Source organism: Streptomyces globosus (assembly GCF_003325375.1).
GTDB classification, from domain to species: domain Bacteria; phylum Actinomycetota; class Actinomycetes; order Streptomycetales; family Streptomycetaceae; genus Streptomyces; species Streptomyces globosus_A.
Genome location: NZ_CP030862.1, coordinates 951,925 through 974,254 on the forward strand (window position 1 = coordinate 951,925; position 22,330 = coordinate 974,254).

At 74.8% G+C, this 22,330-nt stretch carries 25 protein-coding genes; 17 read left to right on the forward strand and 8 right to left on the reverse strand.

Annotated features, from left to right (window positions below; all coding sequences use genetic code 11):
- The first annotated feature begins 239 nt into the window (after positions 1-239).
- From C0216_RS04560 to C0216_RS04575, 4 genes are all read left to right on the forward strand, one after another.
- Entirely contained in the window at positions 240-434 is a 195-nt protein-coding gene (locus C0216_RS04560; protein ID WP_114054011.1) for a hypothetical protein, read from the forward strand.
- Between the two features lie 38 nt (positions 435-472).
- Positions 473-1,369, forward strand: coding sequence for an N-acetyl-1-D-myo-inositol-2-amino-2-deoxy-alpha-D-glucopyranoside deacetylase (gene mshB, locus C0216_RS04565; protein WP_114054012.1), 897 nt, complete (start codon positions 473-475; stop codon positions 1,367-1,369).
- Complete coding sequence (locus C0216_RS04570; protein WP_114054013.1) at positions 1,366-1,749, forward strand: DUF6113 family protein; 384 nt, start codon at positions 1,366-1,368, stop codon at positions 1,747-1,749. The genes mshB and C0216_RS04570 overlap by 4 nt, the downstream gene beginning before the upstream one ends.
- A 206-nt stretch (positions 1,750-1,955) precedes the next feature.
- Complete coding sequence (locus C0216_RS04575; protein WP_174250343.1) at positions 1,956-4,022, forward strand: hypothetical protein; 2,067 nt, start codon at positions 1,956-1,958, stop codon at positions 4,020-4,022.
- A 105-nt stretch (positions 4,023-4,127) separates the two neighbouring features.
- On the opposite strand, the gene C0216_RS04580 is transcribed toward C0216_RS04575, so the two are convergent.
- Both C0216_RS04580 and C0216_RS04585 read right to left on the reverse strand, forming a co-directional pair.
- Positions 4,128-4,919 (reverse strand): transglutaminase-like domain-containing protein, encoded by a 792-nt coding sequence (locus C0216_RS04580; protein ID WP_114054015.1) that lies wholly within the window; start codon positions 4,917-4,919, stop codon positions 4,128-4,130.
- Positions 4,916-5,899 carry a GNAT family N-acetyltransferase gene (locus tag C0216_RS04585; protein ID WP_114054016.1) on the reverse strand — a complete coding sequence of 328 codons (984 nt, stop codon included), beginning with the start codon at positions 5,897-5,899 and terminating at the stop codon, positions 4,916-4,918. The genes C0216_RS04580 and C0216_RS04585 overlap by 4 nt, the downstream gene beginning before the upstream one ends.
- Before the next feature lie 117 nt (positions 5,900-6,016).
- Between C0216_RS04585 and fdxA the strand changes: the two genes are divergently transcribed.
- Both fdxA and dapC read left to right on the forward strand, forming a co-directional pair.
- Positions 6,017-6,343 carry a ferredoxin gene (gene fdxA, locus C0216_RS04590; RefSeq protein WP_114054017.1) on the forward strand — a complete coding sequence of 109 codons (327 nt, stop codon included), beginning with the start codon at positions 6,017-6,019 and terminating at the stop codon, positions 6,341-6,343.
- Positions 6,344-6,453: 110 nt separating this feature from the next.
- Complete coding sequence (dapC, locus tag C0216_RS04595) at positions 6,454-7,548, forward strand: succinyldiaminopimelate transaminase (protein ID WP_114054018.1); 1,095 nt, start codon at positions 6,454-6,456, stop codon at positions 7,546-7,548.
- Between the two features lie 73 nt (positions 7,549-7,621).
- Here dapC and C0216_RS04600 read toward each other — a convergent pair whose 3' ends face one another.
- Both C0216_RS04600 and C0216_RS04605 read right to left on the reverse strand, forming a co-directional pair.
- The gene (locus C0216_RS04600) at positions 7,622-7,951 is read right to left on the reverse strand and encodes an ATP-binding protein (RefSeq protein WP_114054019.1); all 330 of its coding nucleotides are present in this window, start codon (positions 7,949-7,951) and stop codon (positions 7,622-7,624) included.
- 257 nt (positions 7,952-8,208) lie between these two features.
- A complete protein-coding gene (locus C0216_RS04605; protein ID WP_114054020.1) occupies positions 8,209-9,174 on the reverse strand; it encodes a hypothetical protein in 966 nt (321 codons plus the stop codon).
- An 85-nt stretch (positions 9,175-9,259) separates the two neighbouring features.
- On the opposite strand from C0216_RS04605, the gene dapE reads away from it, so the two are divergent.
- The gene (dapE, locus tag C0216_RS04610) at positions 9,260-10,339 is read left to right on the forward strand and encodes a succinyl-diaminopimelate desuccinylase (RefSeq protein WP_114054021.1); all 1,080 of its coding nucleotides are present in this window, start codon (positions 9,260-9,262) and stop codon (positions 10,337-10,339) included.
- Between the two features lie 64 nt (positions 10,340-10,403).
- A complete protein-coding gene (locus C0216_RS04615; RefSeq protein WP_114054022.1) occupies positions 10,404-11,168 on the forward strand; it encodes a TIGR00730 family Rossman fold protein in 765 nt (254 codons plus the stop codon).
- Between the two features lie 37 nt (positions 11,169-11,205).
- Here C0216_RS04615 and folP read toward each other — a convergent pair whose 3' ends face one another.
- Positions 11,206-12,066, reverse strand: a complete 861-nt coding sequence (folP, locus tag C0216_RS04620; RefSeq protein ID WP_114054023.1) for a dihydropteroate synthase — start codon at positions 12,064-12,066, stop codon at positions 11,206-11,208.
- Between the two features lie 116 nt (positions 12,067-12,182).
- Here folP and C0216_RS04625 point away from each other — a divergent pair, with 116 nt between their 5' ends.
- Both C0216_RS04625 and C0216_RS04630 read left to right on the forward strand, forming a co-directional pair.
- The gene (locus C0216_RS04625) at positions 12,183-12,644 is read left to right on the forward strand and encodes a DivIVA domain-containing protein (protein WP_428985390.1); all 462 of its coding nucleotides are present in this window, start codon (positions 12,183-12,185) and stop codon (positions 12,642-12,644) included.
- The gene (locus tag C0216_RS04630; protein ID WP_114054025.1) at positions 12,641-13,285 is read left to right on the forward strand and encodes a DNA-3-methyladenine glycosylase I; all 645 of its coding nucleotides are present in this window, start codon (positions 12,641-12,643) and stop codon (positions 13,283-13,285) included. Before C0216_RS04625 ends, C0216_RS04630 begins: the two co-directional genes overlap by 4 nt.
- Here the strand turns inward: C0216_RS04630 and C0216_RS04635 are convergent.
- Positions 13,270-14,073: an enoyl-CoA hydratase/isomerase family protein gene (locus C0216_RS04635; RefSeq protein WP_114054026.1), complete on the reverse strand. Its 804-nt coding sequence runs from the start codon at positions 14,071-14,073 to the stop codon at positions 13,270-13,272. The genes C0216_RS04630 and C0216_RS04635 overlap by 16 nt on opposite strands.
- 332 nt (positions 14,074-14,405) lie before the next feature.
- Here C0216_RS04635 and C0216_RS04640 point away from each other — a divergent pair, with 332 nt between their 5' ends.
- Together C0216_RS04640 and C0216_RS04645 are read left to right on the forward strand one after the other, a co-directional pair.
- The gene (locus C0216_RS04640; protein WP_003966491.1) at positions 14,406-14,573 is read left to right on the forward strand and encodes a DUF3117 domain-containing protein; all 168 of its coding nucleotides are present in this window, start codon (positions 14,406-14,408) and stop codon (positions 14,571-14,573) included.
- A 302-nt stretch (positions 14,574-14,875) separates the two neighbouring features.
- Positions 14,876-15,493 carry a hypothetical protein gene (locus tag C0216_RS04645; RefSeq protein WP_114054027.1) on the forward strand — a complete coding sequence of 206 codons (618 nt, stop codon included), beginning with the start codon at positions 14,876-14,878 and terminating at the stop codon, positions 15,491-15,493.
- Between the two features lie 41 nt (positions 15,494-15,534).
- Here C0216_RS04645 and C0216_RS04650 read toward each other — a convergent pair whose 3' ends face one another.
- Positions 15,535-16,197 carry an O-methyltransferase gene (locus C0216_RS04650; protein ID WP_114054028.1) on the reverse strand — a complete coding sequence of 221 codons (663 nt, stop codon included), beginning with the start codon at positions 16,195-16,197 and terminating at the stop codon, positions 15,535-15,537.
- A gap of 210 nt (positions 16,198-16,407) precedes the next feature.
- Here C0216_RS04650 and sigE point away from each other — a divergent pair, with 210 nt between their 5' ends.
- From sigE to C0216_RS04675, 5 genes are all read left to right on the forward strand, one after another.
- Complete coding sequence (gene sigE / locus C0216_RS04655; protein ID WP_114054029.1) at positions 16,408-17,187, forward strand: RNA polymerase sigma factor SigE; 780 nt, start codon at positions 16,408-16,410, stop codon at positions 17,185-17,187.
- Complete coding sequence (locus C0216_RS04660) at positions 17,184-17,843, forward strand: anti-sigma factor family protein (protein WP_114054030.1); 660 nt, start codon at positions 17,184-17,186, stop codon at positions 17,841-17,843. The genes sigE and C0216_RS04660 overlap by 4 nt, the downstream gene beginning before the upstream one ends.
- A gap of 519 nt (positions 17,844-18,362) precedes the next feature.
- Positions 18,363-19,670 (forward strand): S1C family serine protease, encoded by a 1,308-nt coding sequence (locus C0216_RS04665; RefSeq protein WP_428985391.1) that lies wholly within the window; start codon positions 18,363-18,365, stop codon positions 19,668-19,670.
- 104 nt (positions 19,671-19,774) lie between these two features.
- Complete coding sequence (locus tag C0216_RS04670; RefSeq protein ID WP_114054031.1) at positions 19,775-20,200, forward strand: sec-independent translocase; 426 nt, start codon at positions 19,775-19,777, stop codon at positions 20,198-20,200.
- Positions 20,201-20,313: 113 nt separating this feature from the next.
- A complete protein-coding gene (locus C0216_RS04675; protein WP_114054032.1) occupies positions 20,314-21,084 on the forward strand; it encodes a hypothetical protein in 771 nt (256 codons plus the stop codon).
- A gap of 61 nt (positions 21,085-21,145) precedes the next feature.
- On the opposite strand, the gene C0216_RS04680 is transcribed toward C0216_RS04675, so the two are convergent.
- The gene (locus tag C0216_RS04680; RefSeq protein ID WP_174250345.1) at positions 21,146-22,306 is read right to left on the reverse strand and encodes an Mrp/NBP35 family ATP-binding protein; all 1,161 of its coding nucleotides are present in this window, start codon (positions 22,304-22,306) and stop codon (positions 21,146-21,148) included.
- Between the last annotated feature and the right edge of the window lie 24 nt (positions 22,307-22,330).

A 22,330-nucleotide genomic window follows, 5' to 3' on the forward strand; every position in this document is an offset into this window, starting at 1 on the left:
CGTGCGGATGCCGGGCGGCCGTGCGGGCACCGGCAACCGGCCGAGCCGGCGTACGCGCCCCGCGCGCGGCCGTCCCCGTGACCCTGCGCATGCGCGGGGTGCGCCCCTCGTGCTGCCGGAATTCGATCGATGCGCTGGTACGGATAGTTATGATCCGTAGCGCACGGTGGGTATGACTCCGCCGAGCACTGAGTACGAGTACGCGTACCGATGTCCGCTCGACGTGGAGGTGAAACGCCGTGGCACTCTCGATCTCGGCCGTGGTGCTGCTGGCGATCGTCGTCTTCCTGCTGGTCCGGCGATCGGGCCTGAAGGCGGGACACGCCGCCGTCTGTGTGCTCCTCGGCTTCTACCTGGCGAGCTCGACCATCGCGCCGACGCTCACCCAGCTCACCTCGAACGTGGCCAGCATGATCAGCGGTCTCAAGCTCTGAAGCCCCGGGCCGCCGGTCACCGCACTACGCTTGGCCCCATGAACGGTCTTCCCGCCCGTCGTCTGCTCCTCGTGCACGCACACCCGGACGACGAGTCGATCAACAACGGCCTCACCATGGCCAAGTACGCGGCCGAGGGTGCCCACGTCGCTCTGGTGACCTGCACCCTCGGAGAGGAGGGGGAGGTCATCCCGCCCTCCCTCGCCCACCTGGCGGCCGACCGCGACGACGCCCTGGGCGCCCACCGCACCGGCGAACTCGCCGCCGCGATGGCCGAACTGGGCGTCACCGACCACCGGTTCCTCGGCGGCCCCGGCCGCTTCCGCGACTCCGGGATGATGGGCCTGCCCCAGAACAGCCGGCCCGGCTCCTTCTGGTCCGCGGACGTGGACGAGGCCGCCGCACACCTCGTCGAGGTCATCCGGGAGCTGCGCCCGCAGGTCCTCGTCACCTACGACCCGGACGGCGGGTACGGCCACCCGGACCACATCCAGGCCCACCGCGTCGCCATGCGCGCCGCCGAACTCGCCGCCGAGGGCGCGTACCGGCGCGACCTGGGCGAGCCGCACCGGATCGGGAAGGTCTACTGGAACCGGGTGCCGCGCTCCGCGGTCGAGGAAGGCTTCGCGCGGCTGCGGGAGGCGGGGGAGAAGGTGCCGTTCCCCGGAGTGGCCTCGCCCGAGGACGTCCCCGGCGTCGTGCCCGACGAGCGCATCACCGCCGAAATCACCGCGGACGAGCGCTTCGTCGCCGCCAAGGCGGCCGCGATGCGCGCGCACGCCACCCAGATCGCCGTGGACGGCCCCTTCTTCGCGCTCTCCAACGACCTGGCGCAGCCGCTGTTCGCGCAGGAGTTCTACGAGCTGGTGCAGGGCGCCCCGGGCGCCGGCCCCGGCGGGCGCGAGCACGACCTCTTCGCGGGAGTCGAGGCGTGACCCGGCCCTGGACCGCCGGCCGGATCGCGCTGCTGGCCGGGCTGTTGGTGCTCGGCGCGGTGGTCGGCCTGGCCGGCTGGCTCGTCGTCGACCTGTGGTTCCCGGGCGGGCTGGTGCTCGCGGTGCTGGCCGCCTTCGGCCTGTTCCTCGGCGGCAGGATCGCCGACGGCAGCGGCCTCGGGGTGGGCGCCGGCGCGGTCGGCTGGTTCCTCGCGTACGTGGTGGTCGGCACCCCGCGCCCCGAAGGGGACTTCCTGCTCGGTTCGTCCGGAATCGCCATGTACGCCTACCTTTTGGGCGGCACGGTGGCCGCTGTGATCTGTGCCACGCTCTCCGGTCCGCTTCACCGCCCCGTTCAGGCCGCCCCGTCCGCGGAGTGACGTGCCGTTGAACTCGGTCGCGGTGTCAGTTGCGGGCCGTTGGGCGGCCTGCGGGGCGGCCCGCGCCGGGGGCTTGGGGAAGATGAAGGGGAACCTGGGATTCCACCAGCTCAGTTGCTTCCGTGCCGCGGACAGTATGGTGGTCGGGCCGCCGAGCTGCCCGAGCATGCAACGACGGGCGGCGGAGCCAACCGGGAGAACCTGCCTTGAGTCGTGAAACCGACAGTCCGTCCACCGGGCCCCAGGGGGGCGGTGGAGCCGCCTACCCCTCGGGCACGCAGCCGTACGGATCCGGCCAGTACCCGTCCACGGACCCAGCGGCGACTGCCTCGGAGGAGAACTCTGTGACCTCGAACCCGTCCACGCCCGACACCGACGGGCCGAAGACCGAGACCACCCTGACGACCCGGATCCGGATCAACATCCCGGGTTCGCGGCCGATCCCGCCGGTGGTCGTGCGCAAGCCCGTCGCCGAAGCGGAGGCGGAGGCCGAGGCCGCCGCGGCCCCGGCCGACCGGCCCCGCGCCGAGCCCGAGCCGCCGCGGGCGTCCGCGCCGGCCGCGCCGCCCGCGCCCGCGCCCGCGGCGCCTGAGCCGGCGGCCGAGCCGGAGGCGCAGGCGAACAACTGGTTCGCCCCGCGCAAGCCGCCCCAGGCGGCCGCAGCCTCCACCGCCGCCCCGGCGGCCCCCGCGCTGCCGAAGCGCGCCCCCGCCGCGGAGGGCCCCGCTCCCGCGCTGCCCGCGCGCACCCCGGCCGCCCCCGAACCGCTGCCGGTCCGCACCCCCGCCCCGCCCGTGCGCGGCGGTGCCCCGGGTGCCGGCTTCGCCCCGCCCGCCGCCCCCGCGGCCGGCGGCGCCCCCCAGGGCTTCGCCCCGCCGCCGCCCGCCCCGGCCGGCCCCGGCTTCGCCGGCCCGCCGGTCCCGCCGCCGACAGGGCCCGGCGCCGGCGTCGGCGCCACGCAGGGCTTCCCCGCCTTCCCCGGCGATGGCGGACCCGCCGCCGAGCCCTTCCCCGGCGACGGCGGCCCCGCGACCGAGCCGTTCCCCGCTTTCGGCGCCCCCGAGGGCCCCGGCCGCCCGGCCGGCCCCACCGGCGGCCCCGCCCTCGGGTCCTTCCCCGTCGACGGCCCGCGCCCCGACGCCTCCCCGCACTGGCCCGGCCCCGACACGGGTGCCGCTCCGCGCACCCCGGTCCCGCCGCCCGGTCCCGCCGCCCCGTCCGGCCCGGCCGCGCCGGCCGGCGCCGCGGCTCCCCGCGCCCCGCAGCCGTCCGCCGACCGGCCTGTGGCGCCCCGGCCCGCCAAGGCGGCCGCGCCGAAGCCGACGAAGGTCGCCAAGGCCCGCTCGAAGCTGGTCCTGCTCGGCGGCGGCGCCGTCTCCCTCATTGCCGTGGCGTACGGAGCTGGCCTGCTGCTGAACCACTCGGACGTCCCCAAGGGCACCACCGTCCTCGGCGTCGACATCAGCGGCAGCCGCGACGAGGCCGTCGCCAAGCTCCAGACGGCATTCGGCAACCGCGCGGCCACGCCGCTCCAGCTCACCGTCGCCGGCAAGCCGGTCGAGCTGAAGCCGGAGAAGGCCGGCCTGAGCCTGGACGCCCAGACCACCGTCCGCAACGCCGCGGGCAGCGACTACAACCCGGTCACCGTCATCGGCTCGCTCCTCGGCAACGAGCGCGTCGCCGACCCGGTCATGCCGGTCGACGAGGAGAAGCTCCAGGTCGCCCTGCAGGAGCTGGCGGGCACCGCCGGCACCGTCACCGAGGGCACCATCAAGTTCGACACGGGCAAGGCCGTCGCCGTCCCCGGCAAGGCCGGCACCACCCTCGACACGGGCGCCTCCGCCGAGCTCGTCACCAAGGCGTTCCGCGACATGGTCGCCACCGGTTCGGCCGCCGCCGTCGAACTCCCGGTCACGACCAAGGAGCCGGCCGTGAACCAGGCCGAACTCGACCGGGCCATGAAGGAGTTCGCCGAGCCCGCCATGTCCGGCATCGCCACCGTCAAGGCCGGGCCCAAGTCCATCCCGTTCGGCCCCAAGTCGCTGCCGAAGATCCTCAGCATGCAGGCCGTGGACGGCAAGCTCGTCGAGAAGTACGACCTGGAGGCCCTCAAGGCCATCTACGGCAACAGCTTCGACGGCGTGCTGATCACCCGCGGCACGGGCGAGAAGACCCCGGTCTCCCCGCAGGACGTCGCCGGGGCCCTCGGCAAGGCCCTGCGCGGCAAGACCGCTGCCGAACGCACCGTCACCATCGACACCAACCCCAACTGACGGCGTCGCCCGCCGCCCGGCACGGACACGGACACCGCCCCCGCCCCGCGAGACCGGGGGCGGGGGCCGCCGCCGTCCGTACGCCGGTCCGCGCCCCGCGGGCGGTCAGTTCAGCAGGGCGCGCGCCGCGCGGGCCTCGGACCGGATCCGCGCCGCGGCCTCGGCGTCCACCGCCTCCACCACCTGCGCGTACGCCTCCAGCTCGGCCGCCCCGGCGGTGAACCGGCCGCGATCCACCAGCAGCTTCGCCCGCTCGTAGCGCAGCGACGCAGGGTGCGAGGGGAGCAGCAGCGACAGCTCCAGCGCCCACAGCGCGACCCCCGACTGCTCGGGCCGCGCGGCCGCCCACGCCCGGATGTTGTTCAGGATCCGCAGCACGATGTCCAGCGTCCGGGCAGGCGTGCGCGGCCCCGCCGCCTGCTCCGCGGGCCCCGTCCCCAGCGAGGCGCCGCCCGCGAACGGGTCCACCACCACGCCCTCCTCCGGGTCGCCGAAGCCCACGACGAAATGCCCCGGCAGCCCGAGCCCGTACACCGGCGCGCCCGCCCGCCGGGCGACCTCCAGCCACACCACGGACAGCAGGATCGGCAGGCCGCGCCGGCGCCGCAGCACCTCGTGCAGCAGCGAGGACGACAGCCTCTCGTAGTCCGCGGGCGTGCCGTGGAAGCCCATCCGGCCGCCGAGCAGCTCCGTCACGGCCGACGCCCACGCCTGCGCCCCGCGCAGCCCGTAGGGCAGCATGCCGGCCAGCCGGTCCAGCTCGATCTGGGCCGCGTCCACCCCCCGCTCGTCCAGCGCCGGGTCGGCCTCGGCCGCCAGCAGCAGGCACAGCACCGCCAGGTCGGGCCGCTCCGCGCGGGCCTCCTCGGCGAACTGCTCCCGGCTCCCCGGGATCACGGCCGGGCCTGCCGGTAGTGGTGGTAGGCGTGGTGCGGGGCGAAGCCCAGGCCGTCGTAGAGCGCGCGGGCCGCGGCGTTGCCGGCCTCGACCTGGAGCCACGCCGCGGAGGCGCCCTCCTCCAGGGCCCGGGCGGCCAGCGAGGCCATCACCGCCGTCGCCAGCCCCTCGCGCCGCCGCTCCGGGGCGACCTCGACGGCCGCGAAGCCGGCCCACCGGCCGTCCACGACCAGGCGGCCGATCGCGGCCCCGGGCACGGTCGCGAACCACACCGACGGCCCGGCCTCCAGCACCCGGCGCGCCGTGTCCGGGTCGCCGACCCGCCCGTAGCGGGAGAGCCACTCCCCGTCCGGAGTCCGGGACAGGCGTACGGCCGCGGTGTCCGCGGCGGTGTCGGCCAGCGGCGCCAGCGCGGCGGTGCGGACCTCCGCCGACACCTCGCGCCGCCAGCCGCGCCGCTCCAGCTCCGCGAGGAGCACCTCCTGGGTGCCCGCGGCCCCCGTCGCCCCCTGCACATAGGGCGGAAGTCCTCGTTCCGCGTACCAGGCCGTCACCCGGGCGAGTGCTTCACCGAGCGGTATCCCCGGGTCGCCGAGCGCCAGGACGGAGTTGGCGCGCCGCGTGAACCCGGCGGCCGCCCGCAGCGTCCACCCGCCCAGCCGCTCGCTCTCCAGCGGCTGCCAGGCCCGCGCGCCGACCCGCGCCAGCTCCTCGAAGGAGGCCGCAGGCCCCCTGCGGCGGGCCGGCGCGGCGGGCACGACCTTGCCCGCCACCAGCGAGGATTCCGCGATGCGGACGGATTCCCCGCTCTTGCGTGTGATCGTGAGCACACCCCGGTCCCAGGATGTGAGAACCCCTACCGTGTCCGTGAACGCGGGCCTGCCGTCCGGCCCCTCGTCCGACCGTCGTACGGAGACTCGTTTACCCACGTCAGCGGGGGTGATACGGATCTCCAGCAGCCCACCGGCAGTGATTTCCACAGCTCTGTCCGCCCCTCCTGTTCGGATCGTGCCCGGGAACGGAGATACTAGGCGTGGGCATCGACGACGCCGCGCTCCCGCGCGATATGGACAGCCCTACCGAGGAGGAACGAGAGCGTGACCTACGTCATCGCGGAGCCTTGTGTCGACGTCAAGGACAAGGCATGCATCGAAGAGTGCCCCGTCGACTGCATCTACGAGGGCCAGCGGTCCTTGTACATCCACCCGGACGAATGCGTCGACTGCGGCGCCTGTGAGCCGGTCTGCCCGGTCGAGGCCATCTTCTACGAGGACGACACTCCGGAGGAGTGGAAGGAGTACTACAAGGCGAACGTCGAGTTCTTCGACGAGCTCGGTTCGCCCGGTGGTGCCTCGAAGCTGGGTCTGATCGAGCGTGATCACCCCTTCATCGCCGCGCTGCCGCCCATGGGCGAAGGCCACTGACGGCTGCCCCCACGCGGGCGGAACGCACCTCGGTCCCGTACGGCCCCGCGCCGCGCGGGACCGAGCCGTTCACCCGCCGCACCGGACCGCACGAGAGAGCAGAGAGCACCGTGGCCGCAGTATCCTCACGCCTTCCCGTCTTCCCGTGGGACAAGCTGGAGCCGTACAAGGCGACGGCCGCGGCGCACCCCGACGGCATCGTCGACCTCTCCGTCGGCACGCCCGTGGACCCGGTGCCCCGGCTGATCCGCGAGGCCCTCGTCGCCGCCGCGGACTCCCCGGGCTACCCCACCGTGTGGGGGACGACCGCCCTGCGCGACGCGATCACCGGCTGGCTGCGCGGCCGCCTCGGCGCGAGCGCCGCCGGCCACCGCAACGTCCTGCCCGTCGTCGGCTCCAAGGAGCTCGTCGCCTGGCTCCCCACGCAGCTCGGCCTGGGCCCCGGCGACAAGGTCGCCTACCCGCGGCTCGCCTACCCCACGTACGAGGTCGGCGCGCGGCTCTGCGGCGCCGAGGCCGTCGTCTACGACGACCCCACCGAGCTCGACCCGGCCGGCCTGAAGCTGCTGTGGCTCAACTCGCCCTCCAACCCGACCGGCGCGGTCATCCCCAAGGACGAGCTCATCCGCATCGTGGCCTGGGCGCGGGAGCACTCCGTCCTGGTCTTCAGCGACGAGTGCTACCTGGAGCTCGGCTGGGAGGCCGAGCCCGTCTCGGTCCTGCACGACGACGTCTGCGGCGGCTCCTACGAGGGCCTCGTCGCCGTCCACTCCCTGTCCAAGCGGTCCAACCTGGCGGGCTACCGGGCGGCGTTCGCCGCCGGCGACGCGGACGTCCTCGGCGAGCTCCTCCAGATCCGCAAGCACGGTGGCATGATGACGCCGGCCCCGGTGCAGGCGGCCACCGTGGCGGCCCTCGGCGACGACGCGCACGTCGCGGAGCAGCGCGGCCGCTACGCCGCCCGGCGCGCGGCGCTGCGGGCGGCCCTGGAGGCGCACGGCTTCCGCGTCGAGCACAGCGAGGCCAGCCTCTACCTGTGGGTGACCCGCGACGAGCCCTGCTGGGACACCGTCGCCCACCTCGCAGACCTGGGCATCCTCGTCGCCCCCGGCGACTTCTACGGCGAGGCGGGCGCCCGGCACGTGCGCGTCGCCTTCACCGCGACGGACGAGCGCGTCGGCGCGGCGGTCAAGCGGCTCGCCTGACGGCGGGCGCGGACAGGCCGAGGGGGCCGGGAGCAGCAAGCGCTCCCGGCCCCCTCGGCGTCCTGCGGGTCCGTCAGCCGGCGAGGCCGTTCAGGGGCAGGGAGCCCAGCGGCAGCGAGTCCGTCGGCAGGGAGCCGGTCGGCAGGGCGTCCGTCGGCAGGCCCTCGGCGGCCGGCAGCCCGCCCAGGAGGGCGCCCGCGGTGTCGGCGACCTGCCCGGGCGCGGCCGGGACGGCCTCGGAGGCGGTGTCCGCGGCCTGCGGCCCGGTGAGGGCGCCCAGCTGCGGCAGGGACGAGTCCAGGCCCGCGGCGCTGGCCGCGCCGGCCGCACCGACCACGGGAGCGGCCCCGGCTGCGAGCAGCAGCGCGGTACGGGCGATCCGGCGGGTCAGGGGGAGGGACATGTTGCTCCTAAGCGGTAGCGGCTGAGTACGCCCGCTACAACCGCCCGCGGGGCGGGGCGGGTTGCGGCGCCCTTCGGTAAAGGATCGGTAACGCATCGTTTAATCGGCTTCCGGGACAAGCCCATTGGATGCCGACCGACCAGCGCTTCCTCGCCCCGGAAGCCGCCCCGGAAGCCGCCCCGCGCCCACCCGCGATCCGCCCCCTGCGGGGGACATCCCGTACGCGCGAGCGGGCGGCCGGGAGCCCCGTCCCCGGCTCAGCCCTTCACGAAGATGCGGACCTGGCCCCGCTGCGCCCCGCGCGTGTCCGCGCCGCCCTTCGCGTCCGCGCCCGCGGGCTGCCAGCGGCCCTTCTTCTCGCCCGCCACCCAGCTGCGGTCCGCGTACGAGACCCGAGCGATGCCCAGCGACGGCGCGTTCGCGATCGCCCAGCCGGCGACGGCCCGGCTGCCGCGCGCCGCCTGCTCCCCGCCGTCCGGCTTCTCCGCCAGCGCGACCTCGGCGTCCGCCGCCTGCGCGCCGCCGGCCGCCGCGGCCGGCTTCTCGGGGAAGGCGTGCAGCCCGCTCCTGCCGAGGATCCGCTCCAGCTCGCCCCGCACCCGCTGCGGATCCCCCGGCGCCGCCGGCGCGGGCCCGCCGCAGGTCAGCTCGCCGGACCCGGCGAACGCAGCCGTCAGCACCGTCGCGTCCGGCTCGTGCTTGGCGTACGCCTGCGGATAACCGCTCAGCTGCACCTTCTGCGCCGCCTCGGTCAGCGGCAGCCGCGAGTACCCCTTCACCTTGACGAGCCGGTCGTAGAAGATCCCCGCCGAGTAGACGGGGTCTTGGATCTGCTCCGGCGTCCCCCAGCCCTGCGAGGGCCGCTGCTGGAACAGCCCGAGCGAATCCCGGTCGCCGTGGTCGAGGTTGCGCAGGGCCGACTCCTGCATCGCCGTCGCCAGCGCGATGGTCACCGCCCGGTCGGGCAGCCCCTTGGCCACCCCGACCGCGGCTATCGTCGCCGCGTTCGCCGCCTGCTCGGGCGTCATGTCGTACGTACGGCGGCTGCCTCCGGGGGAGCCGTCCCCGGCCGAATCGGCGGCCGTGCAGTGCGGTGCGCCGCCCCCGCCCATCGACTCGAAGCGGACGACGAGGTAGCCGGCGAGCGCGAGCAGGACGCACAGGCCGGCAGCCGTGCGGAGCCTACGGCGGCGGCGGGGGCGGGAGTGATCGCTTCGTGACACGCGGCCCACCGTACTTGAGCCACGTCGCACGTCCACCGGTCGGACGTGAGACGTTCGCCGCAGCACGGCGCGTTAGGGTCGGGGCATGTCCGAAACCGAGCTCGACCTCACCCTCGACGCAGCCCGGCTGACCGCGAGGCTCGTCGACATCCCGTCCGTGAGCGGCGACGAGAAGGCCCTCGCCGACCTCGTCGAACACGCCCTGCGGGGCCTGCCCCACCTCGCGGTCGACCGGTACGGCAACAACGTCGTGGCCCGCACCCGCCTCGGCCGCCCCGAGCGCGTCGTCCTCGCCGGGCACCTCGACACCGTGCCCATCGCCGGGAACGTCCCCTCCCGCCTCGACGGCGACGGCGTCCTGTGGGGCTGCGGCACCACCGACATGAAGTCCGGCGTCGCCGTCCAGCTGCGCATCGCCGCGACCGTGCCCGAGCCCAACCGCGACCTCACCTTCGTCTTCTACGACCAGGAGGAGGTGGCCTCCCACCTCAACGGCCTGGGCCGGATCGCCGAGGCCCACCCCGACTGGCTCGCGGGGGACTTCGCGGTCCTCCTGGAGCCCTCGGACGCCGAGGTCGAGGGCGGCTGCCAGGGCACCCTGCGCGTCCTGCTGCACACCTCCGGCGAGCGCGCCCACTCCGCCCGCAGCTGGATGGGCTCCAACGCCATCCACGCCGCGGCCCCCATCCTGGCCAGGCTGGCCGCGTACGAGCCGCGCCGGCCCGTCATCGACGGCCTGGAGTACCACGAGGGCCTCAACGCGGTCCGCATCGAGGGCGGCGTCGCCAACAACGTCATCCCCGACGCCTGCACCGTGACCGTCAACTTCCGCTACGCGCCCGACCGCAGCGAGGCCGACGCCCTCGCCCACGTCGAGGAGGTCTTCGCGGACTGCGGCGTCACCGCCCTCACCGTCGACGACTCCTCCGGCGGCGCCCTCCCCGGGCTCTCGCACCCCGCCGCGAAGGCCTTCATGGAGGCCGTCGGCGGCCGCGCCATGCCCAAGTTCGGCTGGACCGACGTCTCCCGCTTCAGCGCGCTCGGCGTCCCCGCCGTCAACTACGGCCCGGGCGACGCCCTGCTGGCCCACAAGGTCGACGAACGGGTCGACACCAAGGCGATCCTGCACTGCGAGGAACGACTCCGCGCCTGGCTGACCTCCTGAATTACCCTTCCCGTCACCTCCGTGCGCCTACCCTGATCAAACGATCAGCAGGAGGGAGCACATCATGGGCAACCACCGCGATGCCGAGGGAGGCGTCCGCCGACCCGAGGAGCAGCAGCTCGGACCGGTGCTGCGCCGCCGGAGCCAGGTGCAGGCGGGCAGCACGACCGACCAGCGGCTGCTGGACACGGTCGGGCCCTCCGAGTGGGTGCACACCGATCCCTGGCGGGTCCTGCGCATCCAGTCGGAGTTCATCGAGGGCTTCGGCACGCTGGCGGAGCTGCCGCCCGCGATCAGCGTGTTCGGCTCGGCGCGCACCCCGGCGGGCTCGCCCGAGTACGAGGCCGGCGTCCGCATCGGCAGCGCGCTCGTCGAGGCCGGCTTCGCCGTGATCACCGGCGGCGGCCCCGGCGCCATGGAGGCCGCCAACAAGGGCGCCCGGGAGGCGAACGGGGTCTCCGTCGGCCTCGGCATCGAGCTGCCCTTCGAGCAGGGGCTCAACCAGCACGTCGACCTCGGGCTGAACTTCCGGTACTTCTTCGTCCGCAAGACGATGTTCGTGAAGTACAGCCAGGGCTTCGTCGTCCTGCCGGGCGGACTCGGCACGCTGGACGAGCTGTTCGAGGCCCTGACCCTGGTCCAGACCCAGAAGATCACCCGCTTCCCGATCGTGCTCTTCGGCACGGACTACTGGAACGGGCTCGTCGAGTGGCTCCGGAACACGGTCATCGCCCAGGGCAAGGCCTCCGAGCGCGACCTGTACCTCTTCCACGTCACCGACGACGTGGAAGAGGCCATCGCGCTCGTCACCAAGGAAGTCGGCAAGTGAACGCCGGCACGTAGTGCCCTGACCGCCGGGGTCCGGCTCAGGCCAGTCCCCGGCGGGCCACCGCCGGCTCCCGGTGCCCCTGGATCGCCCGGACCATCTCCAGGACCTGCCGCGTCTCGGCGACCTCGTGCACCCGGTAGACCTGCGCGCCCAGCCAGGCCGACACCGCGGTCGTGGCGAGCGTGCCGAGCAGGCGCTCCTTGACCGGCCGGTCCAGGGTCTCGCCGACGAAGTCCTTGTTGGACAGCGACACCAGCACCGGCCAGCCGGTCTCCGCCATCTCGGCCAGGCGCCGGGTCGCCTCCAGGGAGTGCCGGGTGTTCTTCCCGAAGTCGTGCCCCGGATCGATCATGATCGCGTCGCGGCGGACGCCGAGGGCCGCCGCCCGCTCGGCCAGACCCACCGTGACCCGCAGGATGTCGGCCATCACGTCGTCGTACGCGGTCCGGTGCGGCCGGGTCCGCGGCTCGACCCCGCCCGCGTGCGTGCACACCAGGCCCGCGCCGTACCGGGCGGCGACCTCGGCCAGCTTCGGGTCGACCCCGCCCCAGGCGTCGTTCAGCAGGTCCGCGCCGGCCTCGCAGACCGCCTCGCCGACCTCGTGCCGCCAGGTGTCGACGCTGATCACGACGTCCGGGTGGCGGCGCCGGACCTCGGCGACGAAGCCGACCGTCCGCCGGGCCTCCTCGGCCGCGTCCACGTGCTCGCCCGGCCCCGCCTTGACCCCGCCGATGTCGATGATCGCCGCGCCCTCGGCCACCGCCTGCTCCACGCGCTCCAGGGCCGGCTCGTCGCGGAACGTCGCGCCCTGGTCGTAGAAGGAGTCGGGCGTCCGGTTCACGATCGCCATGATCACCGGCTCGTGGGTGTCGAACTCGCGCCTGCCCAGTCGCAGCATCCCGTTCTTTCCTCCTCAGGGGGCCCTCGCGCCCCGTCTGCGACCTTAACCTGGTCATCTGGTGGTCCACCGGCCGCCGCCGGGAGGTGCCCCGCAAGTCTCTCAGGGAGTTGATCGTGTTCTGGTTCCTGCTGATCGCGCTGGTCGTGGTCGTCACCGCGGTCACCCTGGCCGTGATCGGGGGCGGCTCGGAGGCCGTCCTGCCCGAGGCGGAGCCCGACCGGGTCGCCGACGCCCTCCCCGAGACCCGCCCCGTCGCCCCGGCCGACGTCGCGGCGCTGCGGCTGCCGGTCGCGCCGCGCGGCTACCGGATGGCCGAGGTGGACGACGTACTGGAGCGCCTCGCAGCCGAACTCGCCGAGCGGGACTCCCGGATCGCCGAGCTGGCGGCGTCGGTGGCGACGGCCGGGCGGCCGGCGGCCGCCGGATCCGCTGCCGGGGCTGCGGCCGCCGCCGGGGGCGCCCCCGGGGAGCCCGGGAAGTCCGAGGCGTCCGCGGAGTCCGGGGAGGCGGAGGCCGCGGAGCCCGAGCAGGACCACGAGCCCACCGCGGTCGACCTCTCCAAGGACGCCCGGTGACCGCCCTCGCCGGCGCCGACGGCGCCCTGCGCTGCCCCTGGGCCCTGGCCACCGAGGACTACACCGCCTACCACGACACCGAGTGGGGCCGCGCCGTCCACGGGGACGACGCCCTGTACGAGCGGCTGTGCCTGGAGGCCTTCCAGTCCGGGCTGTCCTGGCTGACCATCCTGCGGCGCCGCGAGGGCTTCCGCGCGGCCTTCGCGAACTTCGAGATCGCGGCCGTCGCCGCCTTCGACCACCGGGACGCCGAGCGGCTGCTCGCCGACGAGCGGATCATCCGCAACCGCGCCAAGATCGACGCGACGCTCGCCAACGCGCGGGTGCTCGCCGACTGGGAGCCCGGCGAGCTGGACACCCTGGTCTGGTCGCACGCCCCGGAGCCGGGCCGCCCCGCCCCGGCGTCGATCGCGGACGTCCCCGCGGTGACACCGGAGTCGACGGCGCTCGCCAAGGCGCTGAAGAAGGCCGGCATCCGCTTCGTCGGGCCCACCACCGCCTACGCGCTGATGCAGGCCTGCGGGCTCGTCAACGACCACCTGGCCGACTGCACCGCCCGCACCCCGGCCGCTCCGGAGGCCCCGGCCGCTCCGGAGGGCGGCGCGGGGCGGGAGCCGGCGCCGGGTCAGCGGCCGAGGTAGACCGGGGGCTGCTTCGCCAGGAAGGCCTGGACGGCGATGCCGTGGTCCTCGGAGGCGCCCGCCCGGGTCTGCAGGACGTCCTCGCGCTCCAGGGCGTCCGCGAGGGAGTGCGAGGCCCCGTACGCAAGGGACTCCTTCAGCGCGGCGTAGGCGACGGTGGGCCCGGCGGCCAGCGTGCGCGCCACCGCCTCGGCCTGCGCGTGCAGCTCCTGCGCCGGGACCAGCCGGTTGGCGATGCCCAGCTCGTACGCCTCCTGCGCCTTCACCGAGCGGGGGAAGAGCAGCAGGTCGGCGGCGCGTGAGGCGCCGATCAGGCGGGGCAGCGTCCAGGAGACCCCCGAGTCGGCGGTCAGCGCCACCCCGGCGAAGGACGTGTTGAAGGACGCGGTCTCGGAGACGACCCGGAAGTCCGCGGCGAGGGCGAAGCCGAAGCCCGCACCGGCCGCGACGCCGTTCACGCCCGCCACGACCGGCTTCGGCATCTCCGCCAGCGCCCGCACGATCGGGTTGTAGTGCTCGGAGACCGTGGCCATGGTCAGCGACGAGCCGGTCTCCCGGTCGGCCTGGAGGTTCTGCACGTGCTCCCTGAGGTCCTGGCCGACGCAGAAGGCGCGGTCGCCGGCCGCGGTCAGCAGCACGGCCCGTACCGCCGCGTCGCCGGCGGCCGCCCGGACGGCGTCGCGGAGCGCGACCTTCGCCTCGGTGTTCATGGCGTTCATGGCGTCGGGACGGTTGATCGTGATGGTGGCGAGTCCGTCGGTGACGTCGTAGAGCACGCTGTCGGCCATGTCGGGGGTCCCCCTTCGTCGCGGGCTGGGCTACCGGCCGGTACCGGCCGGTGCAAGGGCCAGCATGGCGGACCGGGCCGCCCGGGGGCATGTGATGTGCGTCAAAGAAAGCGGCCGCGGCGCCCGCGCGGAGCGCGCGCAGTATCGCAGGCAGGTCCCCGAAATGAGTGGTTTTGGCAGAGCGCGTTGCCCAAGCGTTCCCTTCCGATGTTGGTCATCGGGTCCTGACATGCGGGATAATGGCCGGGAAGCAATGTGTTCGATGCCGGGTTCCAGGCGCCTGAATGGGGCCGTCGGCTGACGATGAGCTGGTTTCAGGAAGGGGAACGAGCATGGCGGCCATGAAGCCGCGGACGGGCGACGGCCCGCTCGAGGTCACCAAGGAGGGGCGGGGCATCGTCATGCGCGTACCGCTCGAGGGCGGCGGTCGGCTGGTCGTCGAGCTGACGCCGGACGAGGCGGACGCCCTGGGTGACGCCCTGAAGAAGGTCGTCGGCTGACCCGTCGGCAAGACCGACTGCACTCTGCATACTCTGCGCTGCCCCGCCCGCGATCCGCGGCCGGGGCAGCGTTGTCCGTACGGTGCGCACGCCGGAGCGCGAGCACCGCACAGCGCCCGGCCGCCGCAGCCGCTGCGACCGCCGCGACAGCGCCCGCACGGCCCGCGTGCCTGCCGCCGCGCGCCGCATCCACCCCCGACCGTGCCGCGTCCGCCCTGCCCGGCCCCTCCGGATCCCTTCCCCCGGTGCCGCGGCCCGTTCCGCGCCGGGGCGGGCGTACGCCGCCTCCCGAAAGCCGAGCCGTGACCGCCGCCCCTCCCGCCCCGCCCGTCTTCGCCGACTGCACGCCCCGCCAGAAGGCCGCCCGGGTCCTGTCCGACGCCCTCGCGCCGGCCCACCTCGTCGTCCTGCTGCTGCTGGCGATCGGCCTGCACAGCACCGGGACGGCGGCCGGCCTCGGCTGGGGCCTGCTCGCCGCCCTGTTCTGCGGCGCGGTGCCGATCGGCATCGTCCGGATCGGGGTCCGCCGCGGCGCCCTCACCGACCAGCACATACGGGTCCGGCGCCAGCGCATCGTGCCGATGGGGCTGAGCCTGGGCTCGGTCGCCGCGGCGATGGCCCTGGGCCACGCCTTCGGCGCGCCCCGCGAGGTGCTCGCCCTGGTCGCCGCGATGCTCGTCGGGCTCGCGACGACCCTGCTGGTCACCGTGGGCTGGCAGATATCCGTGCACATGTCGGTGGCCGGCGGCACCGTCGTGGTCCTCTTCCTGGCGTGGGGGCCGGCCGCGCTTCTCGCGGCGCTGCCCGCCGCGGCCGTCGGCTGGTCCCGGCTCGTCCTGCAGGCGCACACGCCCGCCCAGGTCGCCGCGGGCACCGCCCTCGGGGCGGTCACCGGGCTCACCTTCGCCCTGCTGCGCTGATCCCGGGCGGCGGGTGCACCCCCGGTGCCGTACGGCTGCGGTCAGCGCCGCACGGCGCACAGCAGGCCGTCGCCGACCGGCAGCAGGGCCCCTTCCAGCGCCGGGCTCTCCCGGACGCTGCGCAGCAGCTCGCGGACGCGCAGGACGTCCGCCTCCTGGGCCGCGGAGTCGACCGTGCGGCCGTCGCAGAAGACGCCCTCGAAGCACACCAGCCCGCCGGGGCGCAGCAGGCGCAACGATTCGGCGAGGTAGTCCAGGGACTCGGTGGGGTCGCCGTCGCAGAAGACGAGGTCGTACCCGCCGTCGGCGAGGCGGGGCAGCACGTCGAGGGCGCGGCCGGGGATGAAGCGGGCGCGGTTGCCCGCGAAGCCGGCGGCGCGGAACGCCTGGCGGGCGAAGGCCTGCCGGTCGGCTTCCGGGTCGACGGTGGTCAGCACCCCGTCCGGGCGCATGCCGTGCAGGAGGTGGATACCGGAGACGCCGGTGCCCGTGCCGATCTCGGCGACCGCCTTGGCGTCGGCACTGGCGGCGAGCAGGCGCAGCGCGGCGCCGGTGCCGGGCGAGACGGAGCGCAGGCCCGCCTCCCTGGCCCGGTCGCGGGCCCACCGCAGAGCGTCGTCCTCGGCGACAAACGCGTCGGCGAACGCCCAGCTCGTCTGCCGGTTGCCGGTAATGACCCTCTCCTGTCCCCTTAGTTGGCGCAACGGTGACTGTATCCGCTGGCGTCGGGAACCCGCAGATGGGACCGGGCGTTGGAAAGGGCAGCGGACCTATGCCGGAAGGCGGGAAGGGCCCCGGGCGGGGCGCAGAGGGGATGGATGGGGCGGCACCGGTCAGAACGGTGCGGCGGCCCCCGACACCCAAGGCAAAGTTAGGGCAAAAAAGCTTATCCGGAGCTGACGGGAGGGGTGGCTATGGTAGGGGCTCCACTGGACACCACCAGAGCCGATAGGGGAGGTGCGGCTGCGCCTGTGGATCGTGGGGGCGTCTGGAGACGCCTCTTCTGGTCGGCGGGTGAGCCGAAATCCGTGACTGACACCGCTGACCGTTTCCACTCCGCCGTGACCGCACCCACCGCGACCTTTGCCGCCGATGCGGGCCCGCAGGCGTGGACCCCTCCTACGTGGGAGGAGATCGTCAGCACGCACAGTGCCCGGGTGTACCGCCTCGCCTACCGCCTGACGGGCAATCAGCACGATGCCGAGGACCTCACGCAGGAGGTCTTCGTCCGGGTCTTCCGCTCGCTGTCCACCTACACCCCCGGCACGTTCGAGGGCTGGCTGCACCGGATCACCACGAACCTGTTCCTCGACATGGTCCGCCGCAAGCAGCGGATCCGGTTCGACGCGCTCGGGGAGGACGCCGCGGAGCGGCTGGCGAGCCGCGAGCCGTCCCCGCAGCAGGTGCTCCACGACACGCACTTCGACGCGGACGTGCAGCAGGCGCTGGACACCCTCGCGCCCGAGTTCCGCGCGGCGGTGGTGCTCTGCGACATCGAGGGCCTGTCCTACGAGGAGATCGCCGCGACGCTCGGCGTGAAGCTGGGCACCGTCCGCAGCCGCATCCACCGGGGCCGCTCGCACCTGCGCAAGGCGCTCAAGCACCGCTCGCCCGAGGCCAGGGCCGAGCAGCGGGCGCTGGCCGGGGTGGCCGTGGGCGTCCCGGGCAGCGGGGGAGAGGGCGGAGCCCCGTGACCGGAGTCAGTCCGTCCCCTGCCGAGCAGCACCTGGGCGACCGCCTTGCCGCCCTGGTGGACGGGGAGTTGAGCCACGACACGCGGGAGCGGGTGCTGGCGCACCTCGCGACCTGCCCCAAGTGCAGGGCGGAGGCGGATGCGCAGCGCCGCCTCAAGGCCATGTTCGTCGAGAGCGCGCCGCCGCCGCTGTCCGCCGGGCTGCTGGCCCGGCTCCAGGGACTGCCCGGCGAGGGGCCTGCGGGACCGCCCGGCGGGGACCTGTTCGGGTACCGGGTGCCCGAACCGCCGCAGGAGGGCTTCCGCATCGCCGAGGTCGGGCGGCCCCGGCGGCGCCTCGCCTTCGTCGCCGCCGGAGCGGTGTCCCTGGCGGCGATCGCCCTGGGCGGGACGTACCCGCTGAACACGATCGAGCCGAACGTGCGGGGCGAGTCACCCGCGACCCGGCCCGGCACTGCCGTGCCGGCGGCCCCCGCCTCCGGGTCCGGCCCGGCCCCCGGCAGCGCTCCGGGCGGCGCCGTGTCCGTTGCCGACGCGGTCGTGCGCGACCGGGCGCGGCGCCCCGGCCCCACCGCCGACCCCCAGGAGGAAGGCCCGCTCCCTCCGCTCCACCCGTCCGCCCCCACACCCTCCCGCCCGGTCTCGCTCCTCCGCTGACCCGGGCCGCCCGCCCCGTCCTGTCCCGGCCCGGCCGGGACAGGCCGCGGCTGCCGCCTCCGGGGAACCCGCGGGCCCTGCCGCCGGGGGCGCCGGGCCTGCGGGGTCCGGCAGGGCACCCGCCGCGCTGTCGGGCCGTCCGCGCGGCCCACCGCCCTGCGGCGCAGGGCGCCGGCACCGCGGGCAGGACCGGCGCCCCTGCGACGAGCGGACCTCGGGCCGCCATCCTCCGCCGCGCGCCGACCTGGTTGAATCTCCGGCAGGTGCGCCGCCCTGCGGCGGCAGGCAATCCGGGGAGCGCCCATGGCCGACGAGCAACAGTCCCAGCCGACTCCGCCACGGCGGACCGGCCCCGCCGAGGCCCCGGCGGCGGCACCGGCAGCCGCCGCATGCCCGAACCCCGCCCCACCCGCCGAGCCCGGCCCGGTCCCGGCCGCCGGGCCCGCTGCCGTCCCGGCCGCTGCCGCGGACGGACGGCCCGCCGGGCCAGATCCCGTACCGCTCGCGAAGGCCGGCCCCGTGCCCGCCGTTTCGGACGGGCATCCCGCCGACGCCCGGCCGGTTCCGCCGGCTGCCTCGGAGGAGCCGTCCGTCGAACCCGGGCCGGTGGTGCTCCCCGCTCAGGACGCGGCCCCCGCCGAGGGCGGGTCCGGCTCGGGGGCCGGGCAGCGCGCGTACGACCCGTGGCAGGCGGGGGCGTTCAGCATGCCCGATCAGGGCGCGGCGGCTCGGGGGACGGTCGTACGGCTGCGGCATGCCGTCGCCCTCGGGCTCGGGATCGCCCTGCTCGCCGGCGGCGTCGGCGGCTGGCTCGGGGTGCTCGCCGAGCGGCGCAGCAGCACCCGCCTCGAACTCCCGCAGGCCGCGGCCGAGAACAGGGACCGGGCCCCGGACAGCGTCGCCGGGATCGCCGCGGCCGCGCTGCCCGGCGTCGTCACCCTCCACGTCCGCGGCAGCGGTTCCGGCGGCACCGGCACCGGGTTCGTCCTCGACGGCCAGGGCCACATCCTCACCAACCACCACGTCGTGGCCGGAGCCAAGGACGTCACCGTCACCTTCAGCACCGGCGAGAGCACCACCGCCTCCGTCGTCGGCCGCGACAGCGGCTACGACCTCGCCGTCGTCCGCGTCTCCGGCGTCCGCGGGCTGAAGCCCCTGACCCTCGGCAACTCCGACGGCGTCCGGGTCGGCGACCCCGTCGTCGCCATCGGTGCCCCCTTCGACCTGTCCAACACCGTCACCGCCGGCATCATCAGCGCCACCGGCCGGCCCATCACCGCCGGCGGCGACAAGGACGGCAGCGACATCAGCTACGTCGACGCCCTCCAGACCGACGCGCCGATCAACCCCGGCAACTCCGGCGGCCCGCTGCTCGACGCCCAGGCCCGTGTGATCGGCATCAACAGCGCCATACGCGGAGCCGAGAAGACCGGTTCCGACCGGCAGAGCGGCAGTATCGGCCTCGGCTTCGCCATTCCCGTGAACCAGGGCAAGCGCGTCGCCGAGGAGCTCATCCGCACCGGACGCGCCACCCACCCCGTCATCGGCGTCACCCTCGACATGCAGTACCCCGGCGCCGGCGCCCGCGTCGGCGCGCAGGGCGAGGGCGGCAGGCCCGCCGTCACCCCCGGCGGACCCGCCGCCCGGGCCGGCATCCGACCCGGCGACGTGATCACCAAGGTCGACGGTGTGCGCGTGCACGGCGGGGACGAGCTCATCGTCAAGGTCCGCGCCCGCCGCCCCGGCGACCCGCTCCGCCTCACCCTCCTGCGGGACGGCCGCGAGCAGACCGTCCGGCTCGTGCTCGGTTCCGCGGAGGGGTCGTGACCCGCTGCCGAACCGGGGATGATGGTGGACCGATGTAGGGCCCGGGGCGCCCGGCCGGGTACCGTTGTCGTGGCCCGACGTGGAGAGAGCCGAGGAGCGGCAAGGTGTTCAACGACATAGGCGCACTCGAGCTGGTCACCATCGTGGTCCTCGCCATCCTCGTCTTCGGACCGGACAAACTGCCGAAGGTCGTCCAGGACGTCGCCGGCTTCGTCCGCAAGATCCGCGCCTTCTCCGACAGCGCCAAGCAGGACATCCGCTCCGAGCTCGGACCGGACTTCAAGGACTTCGAGTTCGAGGACCTCAACCCCAAGACGTTCATCCGCAAGCAGCTCTCCACCAACGAGGACCTCAGCGACATCCGCAGCAGCTTCGACCTCCGCCAGGAGCTGAACGACGTCACCGACGCCGTCAACGGCCGCGACCCGGAGCCCGCGCCGGCTCCCGCAGGCTCCGGCCCGGACCTGGTGAAGAAGCCCGCCGCCCCGTCCTCCGAGCAGCGCACTCCGTTCGACGCCGACGCCACCTGAGCCCCGTCCTGCCCGGCGATCCGCGGTCCGGTGGCTATCCTCCATGAGTCCGGACCCAGGACGCCCGAGGGGGGCGGGCCGTTCCGGACCCCACGGAACGAGAGGCCCCATCGATGGAGACGACGAGCAGTAGCCGGGTCGGCGCACAGCCCGCCGAAGCACCCGAAGCACCCGCCGCCGCACCCGCCGCGACCGCCCCGCCGGCCACACCCGCCGCCCCTGCCGCGGCGGTCCCGCACACCGCCGCTCCGCCCCACGAGGAGACCGCGGCCGCCCCCGTCCCGGCCGCCCGACGCACCGCCGGCGACGGCTTCCGCCGCGCCGGCTTCCCCTGGTACGGGCTGGACGACGCCTTCACCGGACACCGCTGGCTGATGCAGGTCGGCACCGGCGCCGACGGCAGCGTCGAGCACGGCTCCACCGGCCACGGCGACGAACCGTCCGTCCGCGGCGAACTCGCCACCGGCGAGAAGGAGCGCTTCGCGGTCGTCGTGACCGTCGCGGCGAACCCGCTGCGCCGCAGCAGCGACGGCACGGGAGTCCTGGAGGCCACCTCGGTCTCCTCCGCCGCCTGGCTGGCCGGCTCCGGCCTGCTCGCGTACAGCTGGCCCGGCCAGATGGACCACACCCTGCGCGACGACTGGCTGGAACAGCAGACCGAGGCGGCCTGGGAGCTCGCCGACCACCTCGACGGCCCGGACTGGTCGACGCTGTCGCTGCCCGTCGACGGCGAGCCGACCCCCTTCCACTACCGCGAGTCCGAGTTCGGCTGGGTCCTCGCCGGCACCACCCCCGCGGGCGTCCACCTCGGCGCGTACGGCCGCGGCATGAGCGCCTACGGGATCGGCTTCGCCGTCATCGGCGACCTCGCCGCGTACGAGTAGCCGCACCCGGACACGCCGAAGGGGGCACCGCCGCCGGCGGTGCCCCCTTCGTCCGAACGCCTCAGAACTTGTTGCGCGGGGTGATCCCCAGCGACATGCCGGCCAGGCCGCGCGCCCGGCCGCCCAGCTTGCCCGCGATCGTGCGCAGCGCGGCACCCGCCGGGGAGTCCGGGTCGGACAGGACGACCGGCCTGCCCTCGTCGCCGCCCTCCCGCAGCCGGACGTCGATCGGGATGGAGCCCAGGACCGGCACGGTCGCGCCGACCGTCTTCGTCAGGCCGTCGGCGACCTTCTGGCCGCCGCCGGTGCCGAACACGTCGACCATCTCGTCGCAGTGCGGGCACGGCAGCCCGGACATGTTCTCCACCACGCCGACGATCTTCTGGTGGGTCTGGACGGCGATCGAGCCGGCCCGCTCGGCGACCTCGGCCGCGGCCTGCTGCGGGGTCGTCACGACGAGGATCTCCGCGTTCGGCACGAGCTGCGCCACCGAGATCGCGATGTCGCCGGTGCCCGGCGGCAGGTCCAGCAGCAGCACGTCCAGGTCGCCCCAGAAGACGTCCGCGAGGAACTGCTGGAGCGCGCGGTGCAGCATCGGGCCGCGCCAGACGACCGGCGCGTTGCCCGGGGTGAACATGCCGATGGAGATGACCTTCACGCCGTTCGCCGACGGCGGCATGATCATGTTCTCGACCTGGGTGGGCCGCCCGTCCACGCCGAGCATGCGGGGCACACTGTGGCCGTAGATGTCCGCGTCGACGACACCGACCTTCAGGCCGTCCGCCGCCATCGCCGCAGCGAGGTTCACCGTCACCGACGACTTGCCGACGCCGCCCTTGCCGGACGCGACCGCGTACACGCGGGTCAGCGAGCCCGGCTTGGCGAACGGCACCTCGCGCTCGGCGGTGCCGCCGCGCAGGGTGGCCGCCAGCTCCTTGCGCTGCTCGTCGCTCATCACGTCCAGCGTCACCTCCACGGAGGTGACCCCGGGAACCTTCGCGACCGCGTCCGAGACGTTCTTGGTGATGGTCTCCCGCATGGGGCAGCCCGACACCGTGAGGTAGACCGTGACCGCGACCGCGCCGCCGTCGCCGATCTCCACCGATTTGACCATGCCGAGCTCGGTGATCGGCCGGTGGATCTCGGGGTCGTTCACCGTCGCCAGCGCGTCCAGGATCGCGTCCTGCTCGGGCACGGCGGCGGAGCTTGTGTCGGTAGCCATGCGTCGATGGTACGGCGCGGTAGC

Excerpts from the sequence above, each read along its gene's own strand:
- mshB (WP_114054012.1), top strand. The coding sequence starts at position 473 with ATGAACGGTCTTCCCGCCCGTCGTCTGCTCCTCGTGCACGCACACCCG.
- C0216_RS04600 (WP_114054019.1), bottom strand. The coding sequence starts at position 7,951 with ATGTCCCTCCCCCTGACCCGCCGGATCGCCCGTACCGCGCTGCTGCTC.
- dapE (WP_114054021.1), top strand. The coding sequence starts at position 9,260 with ATGTCCGAAACCGAGCTCGACCTCACCCTCGACGCAGCCCGGCTGACC.
- C0216_RS04615 (WP_114054022.1), top strand. The coding sequence starts at position 10,404 with ATGGGCAACCACCGCGATGCCGAGGGAGGCGTCCGCCGACCCGAGGAG.
- folP (WP_114054023.1), bottom strand. The coding sequence starts at position 12,066 with ATGCTGCGACTGGGCAGGCGCGAGTTCGACACCCACGAGCCGGTGATC.
- C0216_RS04635 (WP_114054026.1), bottom strand. The coding sequence starts at position 14,073 with ATGGCCGACAGCGTGCTCTACGACGTCACCGACGGACTCGCCACCATC.
- C0216_RS04640 (WP_003966491.1), top strand. The coding sequence starts at position 14,406 with ATGGCGGCCATGAAGCCGCGGACGGGCGACGGCCCGCTCGAGGTCACC.
- sigE (WP_114054029.1), top strand. The coding sequence starts at position 16,408 with ATGGTAGGGGCTCCACTGGACACCACCAGAGCCGATAGGGGAGGTGCG.
- C0216_RS04675 (WP_114054032.1), top strand. The coding sequence starts at position 20,314 with ATGGAGACGACGAGCAGTAGCCGGGTCGGCGCACAGCCCGCCGAAGCA.
- C0216_RS04680 (WP_174250345.1), bottom strand. The coding sequence starts at position 22,306 with ATGGCTACCGACACAAGCTCCGCCGCCGTGCCCGAGCAGGACGCGATC.